The organism is Pseudomonas sp. MF09156 (assembly GCF_059862305.1).
Genome location: NZ_JCBCUR010000001.1, coordinates 990506 through 1007087, shown reverse-complemented (window position 1 = coordinate 1007087; position 16582 = coordinate 990506). Strand labels below are relative to the sequence as shown.

At 63.0% G+C, this 16582-nt stretch carries 16 protein-coding genes; all 16 read right to left on the bottom strand.

Going from position 1 to position 16582, the window contains the following annotated elements:
* On the bottom strand, positions 1 to 468 hold the full coding sequence (gene fliN, locus AC19YY_RS04835; RefSeq protein ID WP_029292534.1) for a flagellar motor switch protein FliN: 468 nt from the start codon (positions 466 to 468) through the stop codon (positions 1 to 3).
* Positions 469 to 511: 43 nt separating this feature from the next.
* Positions 512 to 1480 (bottom strand): flagellar motor switch protein FliM, encoded by a 969-nt coding sequence (gene fliM, locus AC19YY_RS04830; protein ID WP_029292532.1) that lies wholly within the window; start codon positions 1478 to 1480, stop codon positions 512 to 514.
* A 9-nt stretch (positions 1481 to 1489) separates the two neighbouring features.
* Positions 1490 to 1993, bottom strand: a complete 504-nt coding sequence (gene fliL / locus AC19YY_RS04825; RefSeq protein ID WP_169955936.1) for a flagellar basal body-associated protein FliL — start codon at positions 1991 to 1993, stop codon at positions 1490 to 1492.
* Positions 1994 to 2202: 209 nt separating this feature from the next.
* On the bottom strand, positions 2203 to 3522 hold the full coding sequence (locus AC19YY_RS04820) for a flagellar hook-length control protein FliK (RefSeq protein WP_500603904.1): 1320 nt from the start codon (positions 3520 to 3522) through the stop codon (positions 2203 to 2205).
* 90 nt (positions 3523 to 3612) lie between these two features.
* Complete coding sequence (locus AC19YY_RS04815) at positions 3613 to 3939, bottom strand: Hpt domain-containing protein (protein WP_178121103.1); 327 nt, start codon at positions 3937 to 3939, stop codon at positions 3613 to 3615.
* A gap of 45 nt (positions 3940 to 3984) precedes the next feature.
* Positions 3985 to 5697, bottom strand: coding sequence for an ATP-binding SpoIIE family protein phosphatase (locus AC19YY_RS04810; protein ID WP_170056959.1), 1713 nt, complete (start codon positions 5695 to 5697; stop codon positions 3985 to 3987).
* Entirely contained in the window at positions 5694 to 5996 is a 303-nt protein-coding gene (locus AC19YY_RS04805) for an STAS domain-containing protein (RefSeq protein WP_169955928.1), read from the bottom strand. The genes AC19YY_RS04810 and AC19YY_RS04805 overlap by 4 nt, the downstream gene beginning before the upstream one ends.
* A gap of 467 nt (positions 5997 to 6463) precedes the next feature.
* The gene (gene fliJ, locus AC19YY_RS04800; RefSeq protein WP_057444567.1) at positions 6464 to 6913 is read right to left on the bottom strand and encodes a flagellar export protein FliJ; all 450 of its coding nucleotides are present in this window, start codon (positions 6911 to 6913) and stop codon (positions 6464 to 6466) included.
* A gap of 6 nt (positions 6914 to 6919) precedes the next feature.
* Entirely contained in the window at positions 6920 to 8278 is a 1359-nt protein-coding gene (gene fliI / locus AC19YY_RS04795; RefSeq protein ID WP_169955926.1) for a flagellar protein export ATPase FliI, read from the bottom strand.
* Positions 8268 to 9032: a flagellar assembly protein FliH gene (gene fliH, locus AC19YY_RS04790; RefSeq protein ID WP_169955925.1), complete on the bottom strand. Its 765-nt coding sequence runs from the start codon at positions 9030 to 9032 to the stop codon at positions 8268 to 8270. Before fliH ends, fliI begins: the two co-directional genes overlap by 11 nt.
* A 10-nt stretch (positions 9033 to 9042) precedes the next feature.
* Positions 9043 to 10062 (bottom strand): flagellar motor switch protein FliG, encoded by a 1020-nt coding sequence (fliG, locus tag AC19YY_RS04785; RefSeq protein ID WP_029292514.1) that lies wholly within the window; start codon positions 10060 to 10062, stop codon positions 9043 to 9045.
* Positions 10055 to 11830, bottom strand: coding sequence for a flagellar basal-body MS-ring/collar protein FliF (gene fliF, locus AC19YY_RS04780; RefSeq protein ID WP_170042618.1), 1776 nt, complete (start codon positions 11828 to 11830; stop codon positions 10055 to 10057). Before fliF ends, fliG begins: the two co-directional genes overlap by 8 nt.
* A gap of 16 nt (positions 11831 to 11846) precedes the next feature.
* Positions 11847 to 12176: a flagellar hook-basal body complex protein FliE gene (fliE, locus tag AC19YY_RS04775; protein WP_169955921.1), complete on the bottom strand. Its 330-nt coding sequence runs from the start codon at positions 12174 to 12176 to the stop codon at positions 11847 to 11849.
* Positions 12177 to 12307: 131 nt separating this feature from the next.
* Positions 12308 to 13687: a sigma-54-dependent transcriptional regulator gene (locus tag AC19YY_RS04770; protein WP_500603903.1), complete on the bottom strand. Its 1380-nt coding sequence runs from the start codon at positions 13685 to 13687 to the stop codon at positions 12308 to 12310.
* A 6-nt stretch (positions 13688 to 13693) separates the two neighbouring features.
* Positions 13694 to 14905 (bottom strand): sensor histidine kinase, encoded by a 1212-nt coding sequence (locus tag AC19YY_RS04765; RefSeq protein WP_178121051.1) that lies wholly within the window; start codon positions 14903 to 14905, stop codon positions 13694 to 13696.
* Between the two features lie 110 nt (positions 14906 to 15015).
* Positions 15016 to 16491 carry a sigma-54 dependent transcriptional regulator gene (locus AC19YY_RS04760; RefSeq protein WP_169955919.1) on the bottom strand — a complete coding sequence of 492 codons (1476 nt, stop codon included), beginning with the start codon at positions 16489 to 16491 and terminating at the stop codon, positions 15016 to 15018.
* Positions 16492 to 16582: the final 91 nt, after the last annotated feature.

The window sequence follows — 16582 nt, the reverse complement described above, 5'->3', positions numbered from 1 at the left end:
TCAGCGCAGCTTCTTGATACGTTCGCTGGGGCTGATCACGTCAGTCAGGCGGATGCCGAACTTCTCGTTGACCACCACCACTTCGCCATGGGCGATCAGCGTGCCGTTGACCAGCACATCCAGCGGCTCGCCAGCCAGGCGATCAAGCTCGATCACCGAACCCTGGTTGAGTTGCAACAGGTTGCGGATGTTGATTTCGGTGCTGCCCACTTCCATGGAAATCGACACCGGGATATCGAGGATCACGTCCAGGTTGGGCCCATCGAGCGATACGGGCTCATGGTTCTTCGGCACGCTGCCAAACTCTTCCATGGGCAGGCGGTTACCCACCGGCGCAGTGGCGGCGTCGGCCGCCAGCAAGGCGTCGATATCGTCCTGGCCTGCATCGCCAGTCTCTTCCAGGGCAGCCGCCCATTCGTCAGCCAGGGCCTGGTCTTCGGCGGAAGTGTTTTCGTGTTCGGTAGCCATTACATGTCCTCGGCGCAGCAAAAATCATCAATTAGGGGATGCATCAGCGACGGTTGATCGGCTCAACCACTTGCAACGCCAGGTTCCCTTTGTGGGAGCCGAGCTTGACCTTGAACGACGGCACGCCATTGGCGCGCATGATCAATTCGTCCGGCAGTTCGACGGGAATCACATCCCCCGGCTGCATGTGCAAAATATCGCGCAGGCGCAACTGGCGGCGCGCCACGGTGGCACTCAGCGGCACATCGACATCCAGCAAGTCTTCGCGCAGGGCCTTGACCCAGCGTTCGTCCTGGTCGTCGAGGTCGGACTGGAAGCCGGCGTCGAGCATCTCGCGCACCGGCTCGATCATCGAGTACGGCATGGTCACGTGCAGGTCGCCGCCGCCGCCATCGAGTTCGATATGGAAGGTGGAGACCACAATGGCTTCGCTGGGCCCGACGATGTTGGCCATGGCCGGGTTCACTTCCGAGTTGATGTACTCGAAATTGACTTCCATGATCGCCTGCCAGGCTTCCTTCAAGTCGATAAAGGCCTGCTCCAGCACCATGCGCACGACGCGCAACTCGGTGGGGGTGAACTCGCGGCCTTCGATCTTGGCGTGACGGCCGTCGCCGCCGAAGAAGTTGTCCACCAGCTTGAACACCAACTTGGCGTCGAGGATGAACAAGGCGGTGCCGCGCAACGGCTTGATCTTGACCAGGTTCAGGCTGGTGGGCACGTACAGCGAATGCACGTACTCGCCAAACTTCATCACCTGCACGCCGCCCACCGCCACGTCCGCCGAGCGGCGCAGCATGTTGAACATGCTGATCCGGGTGTAGCGGGCAAAACGCTCGTTGATCATCTCCAGGGTCGGCATGCGTCCACGGACGATGCGATCCTGGCTGGTCAGGTCATAACTTTTGACGCTGCCGGGCTCGGCAGCCATTTCGGTCTGTACCAGACCATCGTCGACACCATGCAACAGGGCGTCGATTTCATCCTGGGACAGCAGGTCTTGCACGGCCATGTCGTGATCCTACTGCAATACGAAATTAGTGAAGAGCGCCTGCTCGACCACGACTTTGCCCAGTTCTTTCTGGGCCACTTCCTGCACGCTGGCCGTGACCTTCTGGCGCAGCATTTCCTGGCCCACGGGGGTGGCCAGGCTATCGAAACTCTGCCCGGAGAACAGCATCACCAGGTTGTTGCGGATCACCGGCATATGCACCTTGAGCGCATCGAGGTCCGCCTGGTTGCGCGCCAGCAGGGAAATACTCACCTGCAGGTAGCGCTGGCGACCGTTCTGGTTGTAGTTGGCGACAAAGGCCGGGAGCATCTGCTCGAAAATTGCCGGTTGCTTGACGTTGCTGGCAGTCTCGGCCGCAGGTACCGGCTTGCTCTGGGCACTGTGCATAAAGTACCAGGTAGCCCCCACCGACACGCCGATGGCCAGTAACAAGGCCACGACAATCAGCAGGATCATCTTGAGCTTGCCCTTGCCTGCTGCAGGTGCTGTTGCTGCGTCGTCACTCTTCGCCATGCCAATAATCCGTCACTATTCGGGGTTTCATAGATCCACGGGAAGGCAAGAGCAAGTGTTATGCCAGAGTTGTCTGCGGTGAGGGGGAACGCGTCAATGTAGGAGCTGGCTTGCCTGCGATAGCGGTGTATCAGGCGCGAACTATGTCGCTGACACACCGCTATCGCAGGCAAGCCAGCTCCCACATTTTGATCGGCGCCAGTTTCAGGTCAGGCGTAGTAGTCCACGGCGCTGGAGCCGATGACGGACTGGGCTATCGGTGCCGCCACTTCGGTGACTTCGCCAGCCAGGCCCGTATCATGCCCGTCGCTGTGTCCGCCACTGCCGCTGACACCCCGCGCCTGGTTCTGCTGTTGTTCCTGGCCCTGGCCCTGCCAGCCACGGGACTGGTCGGACACGTTCACGTCGACCTGGCCCATGCCCTGCTGGGCGAACATCTCCCGCAGGCGCCCGGACTGGCTTTCCAGGGCCTCGCGCACGGCGGCATGGCCGCTCATGAAGTTCACCTGGGCCTGCTGATCGGCCGTCATGTTCACGCGGATATCCAGGCGCCCCAGCTCGGCAGGCTGCAATTGGATATCGGCAGACTTGAGGTTGGCGCTGGACAGGTACATGACCCGGTTCACCACTTCCTCGGTCCAGCCGCCCTGGTGCATGGCCAGTGGCTGGTTATTCAGTGGCAAGGCGTTGGCGGTCTTGGGCGTGGCAGCCTGGGTCAGGGCGGCCAGGCGATTGGCGAAGTCATCGACGCGGGTGTCGCTGCTCGCGCCCTTCAAGTCCTTGAGGCCGTCTTCGAGCAGGCCGCTAAAGGCCTTTTCGCCACCCTGGTCGGTGCTGTCCTTGGCCGCCTGCTGGTCGACCATGGCCGCCAGGCCGTTGCTGAAGTTCTGCGCGGCGGTAGGTTCGGCCTGGGTTGGCAGGTTCTTTTGCGTAGCCTGGCTGCTGGCGGACACATGACCGCCCTGCTCCATCGCCAGGCGCACAGCCGGCAATGAGTCCAGCGGGTCGGCTTCCGGGTCGAAGGCAGGTGCAACTTCTTCAGTGACCGGCGGCGTGGTCAGCAGCGGCGTGGCGACTTCCTCCACCACGGCGGTCTGAACCGCTACCGGTGCGGGTGTCACGGCCGCGATCAAGGCCGGATCGACCACCCCATCGACCGCTAGCGGCTGGGCTTGCGCCAGGTCCTTGTCGGTATTTTTATCGTCATCGCTGCTGGCTGGCGCGTCCGCCTTGGCGGGCGGCGTGGCAGGCAAAGTCTTGCCGCTATCGGCAACGGCTGGAGTGCCAGCGGCAGGCTTGTCGTTGCCGACATCCTTCTTCGCGCTGGTGTCGGTCGGCTTGTCGCGGCTGGGCTTGGGCGCCATATCCACAGCCTTGGCGGGTGGCGCCTTGGACTCCTTGGCGAACACCTGTGCAAAGCCTGGCGCTTTGGCCCGCGCGTCCGCGGCCGTTGCCTGCGCATTGGCGGGGGAAGCCTGCGGCTTGACCGCGGGAGCGGCCTGCTGGAGCGAGTTGGGGGCTAGAGGCATAAGTCAGGTCTCCGCTGCGCAGGGTCGAGGGCGCAGGCAGAAGATAGAGAGCAAAAGTCGGGCCAGCTTTTCCAACCAGCCCCGCCAACCCTAGAAGCGCTGGCGCTCCGACTCGTACAGCGGCTTGACCAACGCGAACTCGTGATCAATCTGGTCGACCAGATTGCCCAGGTCGCTAATCTCATTCTTGGCCGACTCGACCTCCAGGCGCTGGCACAGGCGCGCCAGGCGCACCGCACCGAGGTTGCCGCTGCTGCCTTTGAAGCTGTGGGCTATGCGCCCCAGCGCCTTGGCGTCATCGCGGGCCTTGCGCAAGGCTTCGACACGTTTTTGCGAGTCATCGAGGAAGGTGTCGAGCAAATGGGGATAGTCGCCCTCCATCACTTCCTGCAAACCCACCAACACTTCACGGTCCATATGTTTGTGCGTCACTTGTTCGCTCCTTGATCAAGAATCGGCGGATTATGCCAGAGCCACCCAGCAAAACTCCACGCACACACTGCGCCCGCCATCCGCCCAGCGTACATTGCTGCTCAGTTGCCGTACCAGGCTCAGCCCGCGCCCGGACAGGCGGTCGACATCCAGCGGTCGCGCCAGGACTTTTTCCACATCAAAGCCCGGGCCGCTGTCTTCGATACGCAGGCTCAGGCTCCCGCCCGCCTCGGTCGGCACCACGTCCAGGTGCACACGCACGTAGCCACTGCTCAACTGGTCGAGCCGCTCGTTGCGCTGGCGATAATAGCGGGCAAAGCCTTGCACATCGCGCTTGAGCTGGGAGTCCAGGCCCAGCACACCATGTTCCAGGGCATTGGAGTACAGCTCGGCCATCACGCTGTACAGCGCCCCGCTCTGGCCGCGCAGGCCGTGGATTTCCAGGAGTAACTGCAACAGGTACGGCAACGGGTTGTAACGCTTGAGGGTCTCGGCCCGAAACTCGAAACTCACCGACCAGTCCAGCGGGCACGACTGCCCGCTGTCGGTGTACAGCAGGGTCGCCGGGTACAGGGGCTGCTCGGCCAGCAAACGGATCTCGACCATGCTGATATCGTCCCGCACCTGGCCACGGAACGCGGCCAGCGCCTGCTCGATCTCGACAAACAGGCGCTCGGGCTCGCGGTTGGCAGAAAACACCTGCTGCAAGCGCTCCACCCCAAACAATTGCTCGTTGGCATCAGCAGTATCGATCACGCCATCAGACAGCAGGAACACCCGGTCGCCCAAGGCCATCGGCCAGACCTCGGTGCGGTCATCAAAGGCCTCGGGGGCCAGCACGCCCAGCGGCAAATGCCGCGACACCAGCGGCGTTCGGCGCCCCGTGGCCACGTCATGCACATAGCCATCGGGCATGCCGCCGTTCCACACCTCCACCACCCGCCGCTGCACACTGAGGCACAGCAGCGTGGCGCAGCAGAACATGTCCACCGGCAGGATGCGCTTAAGCTTGGCGTTCATCTCCCGCAGGGTCTGCGCCAGGCCGTAGCCCTTGGCGGTCATGCCATAGAACACCTCGGCCAGGGGCATCGCGCCGACGGCGGCCGGCAAGCCATGGCCGGTGAAATCGCCCAGCAACACATGCATATCGCCCGACGGCGTGTAGGCCGCCAGCAGCAGGTCGCCATTGAACAGCGCATAGGGCGATTGCAGGTAACGGATGTTGCGCGCGGCATTCAGGCAGCCGGAGTGGGCGACCTTGTCGAACACCGCCTTGGCCACCCGCTGCTCATGCAGCAGGTAGTCATGGTGCCGGGCGATCTGGTCGCGCTGCTCAAGTACGGTGGCCTGCAACCGGCGCAGGCGGTCCATGGCATTGATCTTCGCCGCCAGGATGATCCGGTTGTAGGGTTTGGCCAGGAAGTCATCGCCGCCGGCATCCAGGCAGCGTGCCAGGGCTTCACTCTCACGCAGGGACGTGAGGAAGATGATCGGCACCAGCGCCTCGCCGGCCAACTGCTTGATCTGCCGGGCCGCCTCGAAGCCATCCATCACCGGCATCAAGGCATCCATCAACACCAACTGCGGGCGCTCGCGGGCAAATACCTGCACCGCTTGCGCGCCGTCACTGGCGGTGAGCACTTGATGGCCCTGGCCGCGCACGATGGTCGAGAGCAACAAAAGATCGGTAGCGCTGTCTTCAGCGATCAGCACGGTCAGGGTTTCGGGAGCCTGGGCGCTCAACTGATAGCAAACAGTTTGTCGAAGTTGGAGATCGCGAGGATCTTGCGCACGTCAGAGTTGCTGTTGATCACACGCACATCTGCCGCGTTACCCGCATGATCGCGCAGCAACAGGAGCATGCCCAGGGCCGAACTGTCGAGATAGGTGGCCTCTTTCAAGTCCACGATGTAGGTCTGGGGGACCTTGTAGAACCGCTCATAGGCATCACGAAAGGCCTGGTGACTGCCGAAATCGAACCGGCCCTTGATTGCGATCGTCAACTCCTTCCCATCCAGGGACACTTCTGACGCGACTGACATACGACTGCTTCCTTGTCGTGGGTAGGTGCAACAAGGTTTAGCAGGTGATCGCAGAGTGGGCAACAAACGCAATCAAATGGGCGGCGCGCTTGGGTGGTGCGGGCTTGGCCTGATGCTGATCAGTCAAGCGAACGCAATGCTCAACGCAGTGAAGATCAAATGTGTGTGGCTTGCCTGCGGTGGCGGTGGATCAGGTGCCAGAAGTAGTGACTGGACTGCCGCTATCGCGGGCAAGCCCGCTCCCACAGGGGATCTCACTGGGGAAGAGAATGTTGGCACCACCACAGATCAAGTGTGGGAGCGGGCTTGACTGACGGGCATCAGGGCAAGCCCTGGATAGCGGTTTATCAGAAACAAATGAGCGACTGACCCACCGCTAGCGCAGCATGAGCCTCTACACAACTCTTCGATGGTTCTTGGGTTGTATAGATACTCATAGCTATCGCAATTTTTGCCTGCCGGCGTGGCTAGTATTGATCCTGGCGTGGCAGGCGCTGGGACAGTTCATCGAGCAGCTTTTGCTCGCGCTTGTCCTCCAGCGCCCGTGCTTCGTCGATGTAGCGCTGCACCAGCTTGCGCAGGCCTTCGACCCGGGCGTAGGCCTGTTGCCAGCCTTCGCGGGCCTTGTCCAGGTTGTTCTGGTGCCAGGCCAGGCTCTGGCGCTGCTGGCCGACGGCGCTTTCCAGCTGGTTGAGAAAGTGCTGGTAGTTCATCAGCCACTGCCCGGAAACCCCCTTGCTGCCGCGATCGATCCACTGCTGCTGGTATTCGCCCCGAAAGCGCTCCAGGTCGCCCAGCTTGCTCTCGGCCAGGCGTACCTGGCCCTGGAAATGCCCCAGGCGCTGGGCGGCGGTGCGTTCGGCGCTTTCGGCCATCTCCACCACGGGAGCAAGGCGCGCGGCGCGACTGGTTGCCATGGCCGATTAACCGCCAGGCGCAGGCGCGAACACCGAGGCCAGGTGCGCTTCGCTTTCGGCCATGCTGATGTTGTCGTTCAGGCCCTGGCGCAGGTAGGTCACCAGTTGCGGCTGCAGGGCAATCGCCAGGTCGGTCTCGCGGTCGCCGCCGGCCACATAGGCGCCGACGCTGATCAGGTCGCGACTCTGCTGGTAGCGCGACCACAACTGCTTGAACTGCTGGGCGCGGGTCATATGCTCGGCGCTGACCACCGACGGCATGACCCGGCTGATGGAGGCCTCGATATCGATGGCCGGGTAATGCCCTTCCTCGGCCAGGCGCCGCGACAGCACGATGTGCCCGTCGAGCACGCCCCGCGCCGAGTCGGCAATCGGGTCCTGCTGGTCATCGCCTTCGGACAACACGGTGTAGAACGCCGTGATCGAGCCGCCACCGGCCTCGGCATTCCCCGCCCGCTCCACCAGCTTGGGCAGCTTGGCGAACACGGACGGCGGATAACCCTTGGTCGCCGGCGGCTCGCCAATGGCCAGGGCGATTTCCCGCTGGGCCTGGGCGAAACGCGTGAGCGAGTCCATCAGCAACAGGACATTCTTGCCCTTGTCGCGAAAATATTCGGCAATCCGCGTGCAGTACATGGCCGCGCGCAGACGCATCAGCGGCGCGTCGTCCGCCGGGGACGCCACCACCACCGAGCGCTTGAGGCCTTCTTCACCGAGGATATGCTCGATGAACTCCTTCACCTCACGGCCCCGCTCGCCGATCAACCCGACCACGATGATGTCGGCCTCGGTAAAGCGCGTCATCATGCCCAGCAGCACACTCTTGCCCACGCCGGTACCGGCGAACAGGCCCAGGCGCTGGCCGCGACCGACCGTCAATAAACCGTTGATACAGCGAATGCCCACGTCCAGCGGCTGGCTGATGGGGTTGCGCTTGAGCGGGTTGATGGTCGGGCCGTCCATCGGCACCCAGTCTTCGGCCTTCATCCCGCCCTTGCCGTCCAGCGCACGGCCGGCGCCGTCGAGTACCCGCCCGAGCATGCTCATGCCCATCGGCAGGCGCCCGGTATCGGCCAGCGGCACGACCCGCGCGCCCGGCGCGATGCCGGCGAGGCTGCCGACGGGCATCAGGAAAATCTTGTTGCCGGAAAAGCCCATGACTTCCGCTTCCACCTGTACCGGGTGGTAACTGTCATCGTTGATCACCAGGCAGCGGCTGCCCATGGCGGCGCGCAGGCCTTCGGCTTCGAGGGTCAGGCCGACCATGCGCAGCAGGCGGCCTTCAAGGATCGGCTGGCCGGGCAACTCGGTGGCTTCGATATAACCGCCCAGGCGCTTGGCGAAGCTGGTGCGGTCAAGGCGCATCAGGCGCGTCCAGGTCGGTGCTCAGGTCGGGCGCCGCTGGGTGCAGGGCCTGTTCATGCAACTGATCGAACAGCTTGGCCATGATCTGCGTGATGCGCGTCTCGACCGTAGCGTCGATCCGGCTGTGCTCGGTCTCGACCCGGCAACCACCGGGCTGCAACGCGGCATCCTCGACAATCCGCCAAGTTTCCTCATGGCGCTCGCGCAGGGCTTTGACCTGCTCGAAATCCTGCGGATTGATGTACAGCCGCACGTTGCCGACGCCCAGGGGCAGCAGCTTGAGGGCTTCGCGCATCACGCTTTCAATCTGGCTGGAGTCCAGCGCCAGTTCACGCTGGATAACCTGGCGAGTGATGTGTTCCACCAGGCCCACCATGGCTTTTTCCAACTGCGAGTCCTGCTCGGCAATCGGCGCAAACAGGCTGCCCATCAGGCGCTCCAGGCTGGCCAGTTTCACACTGAGGGCCGCGTCAGCTTCCTGGCGGACCTTGAGGGTGGTGCTGTGGAAACCTTCTTTCTCGCCAGTGGCAAAGCCTTCGTTGTAAGCCTCCTGGCGTATGCTTTCGAGCTCTTCGAGGGTCAGTGGCTGGACTTCGTCCAGGGGCACTTCTTCCATTTCCACCGGCACTTCTTCCACCGGCTCAGGCTCGGGCTCAGGCTTGTGCGGGTCGAAGCTGGGCAGCGACCAGACGTCGAACCCGCCGACGTCCCGGGCGCGAATCAGATCGCTGGGCGTCTCATCATTGTTCGACATGCGCTGGGCCTTAGATCATTTCTTCGCCGCCCTTCCCGCCGAGAACGATTTCTCCGGCTTCGGCCATACGGCGGGCAATGGTGAGGATTTCTTTCTGCGCGGTTTCCACGTCGCTGACGCGCACCGGGCCCTTGGCTTCGAGGTCGTCGCGCAACAGTTCGGAGGCACGCTTGGACATGTTCTTGAAGATCTTTTCCTTGACGCCCTCGTCCGAGCCCTTGAGGGCCAGCACCAGCACATCGGAGGACACTTCACGCAGCAACGCCTGGATGCCACGGTCGTCGACATCGGACAGGTTGTTGAACACAAACATCAGGTCTTCGATCTGCACCGACAGGGTGTCGTCGATCTCGCGGATCGAGTCCATCAACTGGCCTTCCACCGAGCTGTCGAGGAAGTTCATGATGTCGGCCGCGCGCTTGATACCACCCAGGGTGGTACGGGCCGCGTTGGAGTTGCCGGAGAACTGCTTCTCCAGGATCGTGTTCAGTTCTTTCAAGGCCGCCGGTTGCACGGTGTTCAACGACGAGACGCGCAGGATGATGTCCAGGCGCACCTTGTGGTCGAAATGGCCGAGTACTTCGCCGGCCTGGTCCGGGTCCAGGTAGGCCACGACAATCGCCTGGATCTGCGGGTGCTCGTAACGGATCACGTCCGCCACCGCCCGTGGCTCCATCCACTTGAGGCTGTCCAGGCCACTGGTGTTGCCGCCCAGCAGGATGCGGTCGATCAGGCCGTTGGCCTTGTCTTCGCCCAGGGCCGAGGTGAGCATCTTGCGGATATAGCTGTCGGAGCCGACGCCCAGGCTGGTCTGGTCGCCGACGATCTCGACGAACTCGCTCATCACCTGCTCGACTTGCTCACGGTGCACATTGCGCATCTGCGCCATGGCTACGCCGACCCGTTGCACTTCCTTGGGGCCCATATGGCGCAGCACTTGGGCCGCGTCGGTCTCACCCAGGGACAGCAACAGCACGGCGGCTTTGTCGACCCGGGTCAGCTTGGCAACAGAGGCTCGATTATCACTCATCTGCGTTGATCCACTCTTTCACGACCTGGGCCACACGACCCGGATCTTCTGCCACCAGACTTTTGATTGCATTCAACTGCGCGTCATACCCTTCGCTCGGGCTTGGCAGCAGAATGCTCTGCGGCCCGCCGAGGCTGACGCGGTCGTTGGCCAGTTCGCCATCCAGGCCGCCCATGCCACCCAACTCGACATCGCCGAACGGCGCCAACTGCTTCTTGCCGTGGCCGGTGATGTTGTTGAGCACAGGGCGCAGCACGCCAAACACCAGCACCAGGATGAACAACACCCCCAGCACTTGCTTGACGATGTCCCAGAACCAGGGTTGAGAGTAGAACGGAATATCGGCGATCACCTCGCCGCGCTCCAGGGAGAACGGCATGTTGATCACGCTGACGCTGTCGCCACGGCTGGCATCGAAGCCCACGGCGTCCTGCACCAGGCGGGTGAAGCGCGCCAATTCATCGGCGGTCCACGGCGCGCGGGTAGTTTCGCCGTTGGCGGCGTTGATCTTGACCTGGTCGTCCACCACCACCGACACCGACAGGCGGTTCAAGCGCCCTTGCTGTTGCTTGGTGTGGCTGATAGAGCGGTCCAGCTCGAAGTTCTTGGTGGACTGCTGACGCTTGTCGGCCGGGTATGGCGCGAGCATCGGCTGGCCGGTGGCCGGGTCCATGATTTGCTGGCCGTTGGCGTCCAGCAGTGGCTGGCCCGGCTGCACGGCACTGGCGGTCGCGGCGGCGCCACCGGTGGTTTGCGGGGCACTGGCCGGGGCTGGCGGCTGATTGCTCAGGGCGCCGGGTACACCTTGCGGCGGACCATTGGCGGCGGTGCGCTGCTCGCTGGTCGATTGCTCGCTGCGCAGGGCCGGCTGGTCAGGGTTGAACTGCTCGGAAGTCGACTCGACGGCGCTGAAGTCCACGTCGGCAGACACTTCAGCCTTGTAGCGGTCGTTGCCCAGCACCGGTTGCAGGATGTTGTGCACACGCTGGGTGAGCATGCTTTCCATGCGGCGGCTGTAGTCGAACTGCTTGCCGGCCATGGTCAGCGCGGAGTTTTCCGCCTGGTCGGAGAGCAGGTTGCCCTTCTGGTCAACCACGGTGATCTGCGACTTGCTCAACTCGGGCACGCTGGTCGCCACCAGATTGACGATGGCCAGGACCTGGCCCGGCTCCAGGGAGCGCCCGGCAAACAGCTCGACCAATACCGAGGCGCTGGGCTTGCGCTCGTCGCGCACGAATACCGAGCTTTTCGGGATGGCCAGGTGCACACGGGCACCCTTGACGTTATTCAGGCTGGCGATGGTGCGCGCCAGTTCGCCTTCCAGGCCGCGACGGTAGCGGGTGGCTTCCATGAACTGGCTGGTACCCAGGCCCTGGTCTTTATCGAGAATCTCAAAGCCGATGTTGCCATCGGTCGGCGCCACACCCGCGCCGGCCAGCTTCAGGCGGGCACGGGCGACGTCGTCGGCCTTGACCAGCAAGGCGCCGGAGTTGGGTTCGATGGTGTAGGCGATATCGGAGGCGGCCAGGGTTTCCATGACCTGCTTGGCATCCATCCCCGCCAGGCTGCCATAAAGCGGCCGGTAATCGGGCTGCTGGGACCACAACACCACGGCAAAACCAATCGCCACGCTGGCAGCCAGGCCGACCATCAGGCCCACCTGACGCAACATGGTCATTTCGGAGAGGTTTTCCAGGAACGACAGGCCAAACAGCGGCGGCTTGCCGTCTGTCTTGGCGGGTACGTTATCCACGACTGCTTCTGCCATGACTTAAATCTCGTCCTTAAACCGGCATCTGCATGATGTCTTGATAAGCCTGAACCAGCTTGTTACGCACCTGGGTCAGAGCCTGGAAGGAAACGCTGGCTTTTTGCGAAGCGATCATCACGTCGGTGAGATCCACGCCGCTCTTGCCGATTTCAAAGGCCGTCGACAATTGAGTGGACGCCTGCTGGGTGTCGCTGACTTTGTTGATGGCTTGGCCGAGCATGTCGGCAAAGCTGCTTTGGCCCAATTCCGGCACTTGCGCGACGGATTTCGGCTGGGACATGGCGTCCATTTGCATGGAACGCATATCCAACATCAACCGATTGAACTCAACACCTTGGCTCATGAACTTCTCTCTCCGACGACCCGCAATTTTTTGACACTACGCAGCGGTTAGTACGGGTAGTAGCAACAAGGGTGCCAGCTCCCTGGCAACTCGTAAGAAAAGCCAACAAACCTTGTCAGCCAATGTGTATCTCAGCTGGCGAAAAGGAACGCTTCCACATCCATCCCGGCATCGCGCATTTGCGCCAGCTTGTAGCGCAGGGTGCGCGGACTGATGCCCAGGCGCTCGGCCGCCTCTTTGCGCCGGCCACGCTCGGCGCGCAGGGTGTCGATGATCATCTGGAATTCACGGCGCCGCAGGTCGTCGCCAAGGCCACCGGCAGCCTCGGCCGGGGCGCTTTCCTGCGGGGCCGAGGCCAGGCTCGGCATCGGCGCAGAACCGGCGCCGACGGCCAGGCAGAAGTCCTGGGGCCGGATCAGGCCGCCCTGCTGCAAAATCAGCGCGCGCTGGATCGCGTTGTCCAGTTCGCGCACGTTGCCAGGCCATGGGTAACTGATCAGGCAGGCCTGGGCCTCGGCCGACAGGCGCGCCTGGGCGTGCTTCATTTTATTGACGTGCTTGCTCAGCAGGCGCTCGGCCAGTGGCACGATGTCGGCCGGGCGCTCACGCAGCGGGCGCCAGGCCAGCGGGAACACCGAAAGCCGGTAGAACAGATCTTCACGAAAGCGCCCCGCCGCCACTTCGCCGGCGAGGTCGCGGTTGGTGGTGGCGACCACGCGGATATCCAGCTGGATCGGCTTGCGCGCCCCCACCCGCTCCACTTCGCGCTCTTGCAGCACGCGCAGCAGCTTGGCTTGCAGGCCCAGGGGCATTTCGGAGATTTCGTCGAGCAGGATGGTGCCGCCATCGGCCTGCTCGAACTTGCCGGCCTGGGCGGCAATGGCGCCGGTGAACGAGCCTTTTTCATGGCCGAACAAGGTGGCTTCGAGCATGTTGTCGGGGATCGCCGCGCAGTTGATCGCGATAAACGGCTGGCTGGCCCGGTGGGATTGCTGGTGGATGTAGCGCGCCAACACTTCCTTGCCGGTACCCGACTCACCAGAGATCAGCACCGTGGAGTCACTGCGGGCGACCTTGGCCGCCAGCTCGAGCAATTGCGCACTGGCCGGCTCGAAGGCGATCGGGCCCTCGCCGTCTGCCGCGCCCACCACGCCAAGCGCATGGCGCGCCACCAGCTCGATCAGCGCCTTGGGCTCGAATGGCTTGACCAGGTAGTCCGCCGCGCCCTGGCGCATGGCATCGACCGCGCGCTCTACCGCGCCGTGGGCGGTCATCAACAGCACCGGCAGTTGCGGTTGGCGTGCGCGCAGCAGGCCGAGCAACTGGTGACCGTCCATGCCGGGCATGTTGACGTCGCTGACCACCAGGCTGAAGGACTCTTGCTCCACCGCCGCCAAGGCTTCCTCGGCCGAACCGACCGCCCGATAGTCATGGCCCGCCAACAGCAGCGTGTCAGCCAGTGCTTCACGCAGGGCGCGATCGTCTTCAACCAGTAAAACCTTGATAGCCATTTATCCTTACTCCGCGCTTGCCGCGCCTGAAAACAGCGGCAGCGTTATCAATGCACAGGTGCCGCGCCCCACACGGGAGCGCAACTGCAATTCTCCCTGATGAGCACGGGCCACTGCCTTGACCACGGTCAGCCCCAGGCCGGTCCCGTTGGTCTTGGTGGTAAAGAAAGGTTCGCCCAGGCGCTGCAGCACCGCCGGATCAATCCCGCTGCCGCTGTCGCTGATGCACAGGCGCAGGGTTTGCCCGCGGCTGTACAGGTGCACTTTGAGCCGCGCCCCCGGGCCGCTGGCCTGGCTGGCGTTCTCGATCAGATTGAGCAGCGCGCCTACCAGGGTGTCGCGGTTGCACAGCAACTCGCCCCAATGGCTGTCGCACTGCCAGCGCACCGACGCTTCCTGGACATGGGTGGCGGCGGCGGCTTGCAGCGCCTGCAGCAAGGCGGCGGGCGTGACGCGGTCGGTCAGCGGCAACTCGCCCCGGGCGAAGACCAGCATGTCGCGCACCTGGTGCTCCAACTCATGCAGGCGCTCCTTGAGCCGCCCGGCAAACCGCTGATGGGTGGCGGCTGGCAATTGCTCATCAGTCAAATGACTGGCGTAGATCAACGCGGCAGACAACGGCGTGCGAATCTGATGCGCCAGAGAAGCGACCATCCGCCCCAGGGACGACAGGCGTTCATGGCGCGCCAATTGGTCCTGCAGGTGCCGGGTTTCTGTCAGGTCGTTGAGCAGCACCAGTTGGCCGGGCTCGGCATCCAGGGAACGGGTGGCGATGGACAGGCGGCGCCCGTCCTTGAGGGAAATTTCGTGACCGTCGTCTTCACGGGGGGCAAAGCAGCGGGTGATGACATGGCGCCACAGCTCGCCTTCCAGCGGCAGGCCCAGCAGGTCGCAGGCTGCCGGGTTGGCTTCGCGCACGCGGCCCTGGTCGTCGATCACGATCACGCCACCGGGCAACAGGTCGAGGAGGTTTTGCAGGCGATTGGCCAGGCGCTCTTTCTCGGCCAGCTCTTGCATGCGCTGGGCGCTGACCACCGCCAACTCGCCCTTGAGCTCCGAAACCCGGGCTTCCAGCAGGCTGTAGGAGTCCGTCAACTGGCTGGACATCTGGCTGAACAGCGAAAACGCCTGCTCAAGCCCTTGCCGGCTGATCTGCTCTACGGACGGGACAAGTCCCTGGGTGTCAGGGACTGAAGAAAGGTGGGCGGCGTGGGGCATCGTGCTCTCTCGCTTGGCTGACCGTCAGTTAAACGGAACGTTGCGAGTGCTATAGCAATACCCGTGCCTAAAAAAATATCCTTATTTTTCAACAGGTTGAAAAACAGGCGTCAATCATCCGCCTGTTCATCACCTTCACGCCGACTCATACCGTACTTGCGCATCTTCTCCACCAGGGTGGTGCGGCGGATGCGCAGGCGCTCGGCGGCACGGGCAACGATGCCATTGGCGTCGTCCAGGGCCTGCTGGATCAACCCTTGTTCGAGGCTGCCGAGGTAGTCCTTCAGGTCCAGGCCTTCGGGCGGCAACATGGCGGTGGCGCCGAAGTCCGGGGTGTGGCCGTTGATCGCGACGCGTTCTTCGAGGTCGCTGCGCAGGCTGTCCACCAGCTGCTCGTCTTCATCGTCGACGTAGCGGAATTTCTTCGGCAACTCGACCACACCGATCACCCCGTACGGATGCATGATCGCCATGCGCTCCACCAGGTTGGCCAGCTCGCGCACGTTGCCCGGCCAGCCGTGGCGGCACAGGGACATGATCGCGGCAGAGTTGAAACGGATCGAGCCGCGCTTTTCGTGTTCCATGCGCGAGATCAGTTCGTTCATCAGCAACGGGATGTCTTCCACGCGCTCGCGCAGCGGGGCCATCTCGATGGGGAATACGTTGAGGCGGTAGTACAGGTCTTCGCGGAAGCTGCCGACCTCGATCATGCTTTCGAGGTTCTTGTGGGTGGCCGCGATGATGCGCACATCGACGCTCTGGGTCTTGTTGCTGCCCACACGCTCGAAAGTGCGCTCCTGCAATACGCGCAGCAGCTTGACCTGCATCGGCAGCGGCATATCGCCGATTTCGTCGAGGAACAGGGTGCCGCCGTTGGCCAGCTCAAAACGCCCGGCACGGCTGGTGATCGCCCCGGTGAAGGCGCCCTTCTCGTGGCCGAACAGTTCGCTTTCGAGCAGCTCCGCAGGGATCGCCCCACAGTTGACCGGCACGAAAGGTCCGTCGCGGCGCTTGGAGTGGTAATGCAGGTTACGCGCGACCACTTCCTTGCCGGTGCCGGACTCGCCGAGGATCAGCACGCTGGCATCGGTATCGGCCACTTGCTGCATCATCTGGCGCACGTGCTGGATCGCACGGCTGGTGCCGACGAGGCTGCGGAACAGGTTGGGTTCGCGGTGACGTCCACGCTCGCGGGCCTGGTCGTACATCTCGCGATAGACCTGGGCACGGTGCAGGGAGTCGAGCAATTTGCTGTAGCTGGGGGGCATTTCCAGGGTGGAAAGCACACGGCGGCGCTGGTCTTCCGGCAAATCCACGGAAGAAATATCGCCCATCAGCAACACCGGAAGGAACTCATCCCAGGTTGAGAGTGTCTTTAACAGGCCAGGAACTGCGCCAGGAGCGTTTACCGTCCCGATCAGCACACAGATGACTTCACGGCTCGACGACAAAGAGCTGACCGCCTGCTGCCAATCGTGGCTACCGCAGGGCAAATTTTCTTCGCCAAGAAAATTCAAAATCACCGCCAAGTCGCGGCGACGGACGCTATCGTCATCAATCAGCAGAATTTTCGTTTCACGCCACATGCAATAGCAACTTCCCTAGTAAAACTCTAATGCCCTCGAATCGGGGCAATCTAGATAGCTGTAGGCGTTTTCTGCGCTACGGATACCTGAC

Excerpts from the sequence above, each read along its gene's own strand:
- fliM (WP_029292532.1), bottom strand. The coding sequence starts at position 1,480 with ATGGCCGTGCAAGACCTGCTGTCCCAGGATGAAATCGACGCCCTGTTG.
- fliI (WP_169955926.1), bottom strand. The coding sequence starts at position 8,278 with ATGCGCCTTGACCGCACCAGCTTCGCCAAGCGCCTGGGCGGTTATATC.
- fliG (WP_029292514.1), bottom strand. The coding sequence starts at position 10,062 with ATGAGTGATAATCGAGCCTCTGTTGCCAAGCTGACCCGGGTCGACAAA.
- AC19YY_RS04765 (WP_178121051.1), bottom strand. The coding sequence starts at position 14,905 with ATGCCCCACGCCGCCCACCTTTCTTCAGTCCCTGACACCCAGGGACTT.
- fliN (WP_029292534.1), bottom strand. The coding sequence starts at position 468 with ATGGCTACCGAACACGAAAACACTTCCGCCGAAGACCAGGCCCTGGCT.
- AC19YY_RS04820 (WP_500603904.1), bottom strand. The coding sequence starts at position 3,522 with ATGCCTCTAGCCCCCAACTCGCTCCAGCAGGCCGCTCCCGCGGTCAAG.
- AC19YY_RS04760 (WP_169955919.1), bottom strand. The coding sequence starts at position 16,491 with ATGTGGCGTGAAACGAAAATTCTGCTGATTGATGACGATAGCGTCCGT.
- AC19YY_RS04770 (WP_500603903.1), bottom strand. The coding sequence starts at position 13,687 with ATGGCTATCAAGGTTTTACTGGTTGAAGACGATCGCGCCCTGCGTGAA.
- fliL (WP_169955936.1), bottom strand. The coding sequence starts at position 1,993 with ATGGCGAAGAGTGACGACGCAGCAACAGCACCTGCAGCAGGCAAGGGC.
- AC19YY_RS04805 (WP_169955928.1), bottom strand. The coding sequence starts at position 5,996 with ATGTCAGTCGCGTCAGAAGTGTCCCTGGATGGGAAGGAGTTGACGATC.
- fliJ (WP_057444567.1), bottom strand. The coding sequence starts at position 6,913 with ATGGCAACCAGTCGCGCCGCGCGCCTTGCTCCCGTGGTGGAGATGGCC.
- fliF (WP_170042618.1), bottom strand. The coding sequence starts at position 11,830 with ATGGCAGAAGCAGTCGTGGATAACGTACCCGCCAAGACAGACGGCAAG.
- fliH (WP_169955925.1), bottom strand. The coding sequence starts at position 9,032 with ATGTCGAACAATGATGAGACGCCCAGCGATCTGATTCGCGCCCGGGAC.
- fliE (WP_169955921.1), bottom strand. The coding sequence starts at position 12,176 with ATGAGCCAAGGTGTTGAGTTCAATCGGTTGATGTTGGATATGCGTTCC.
- AC19YY_RS04815 (WP_178121103.1), bottom strand. The coding sequence starts at position 3,939 with ATGGACCGTGAAGTGTTGGTGGGTTTGCAGGAAGTGATGGAGGGCGAC.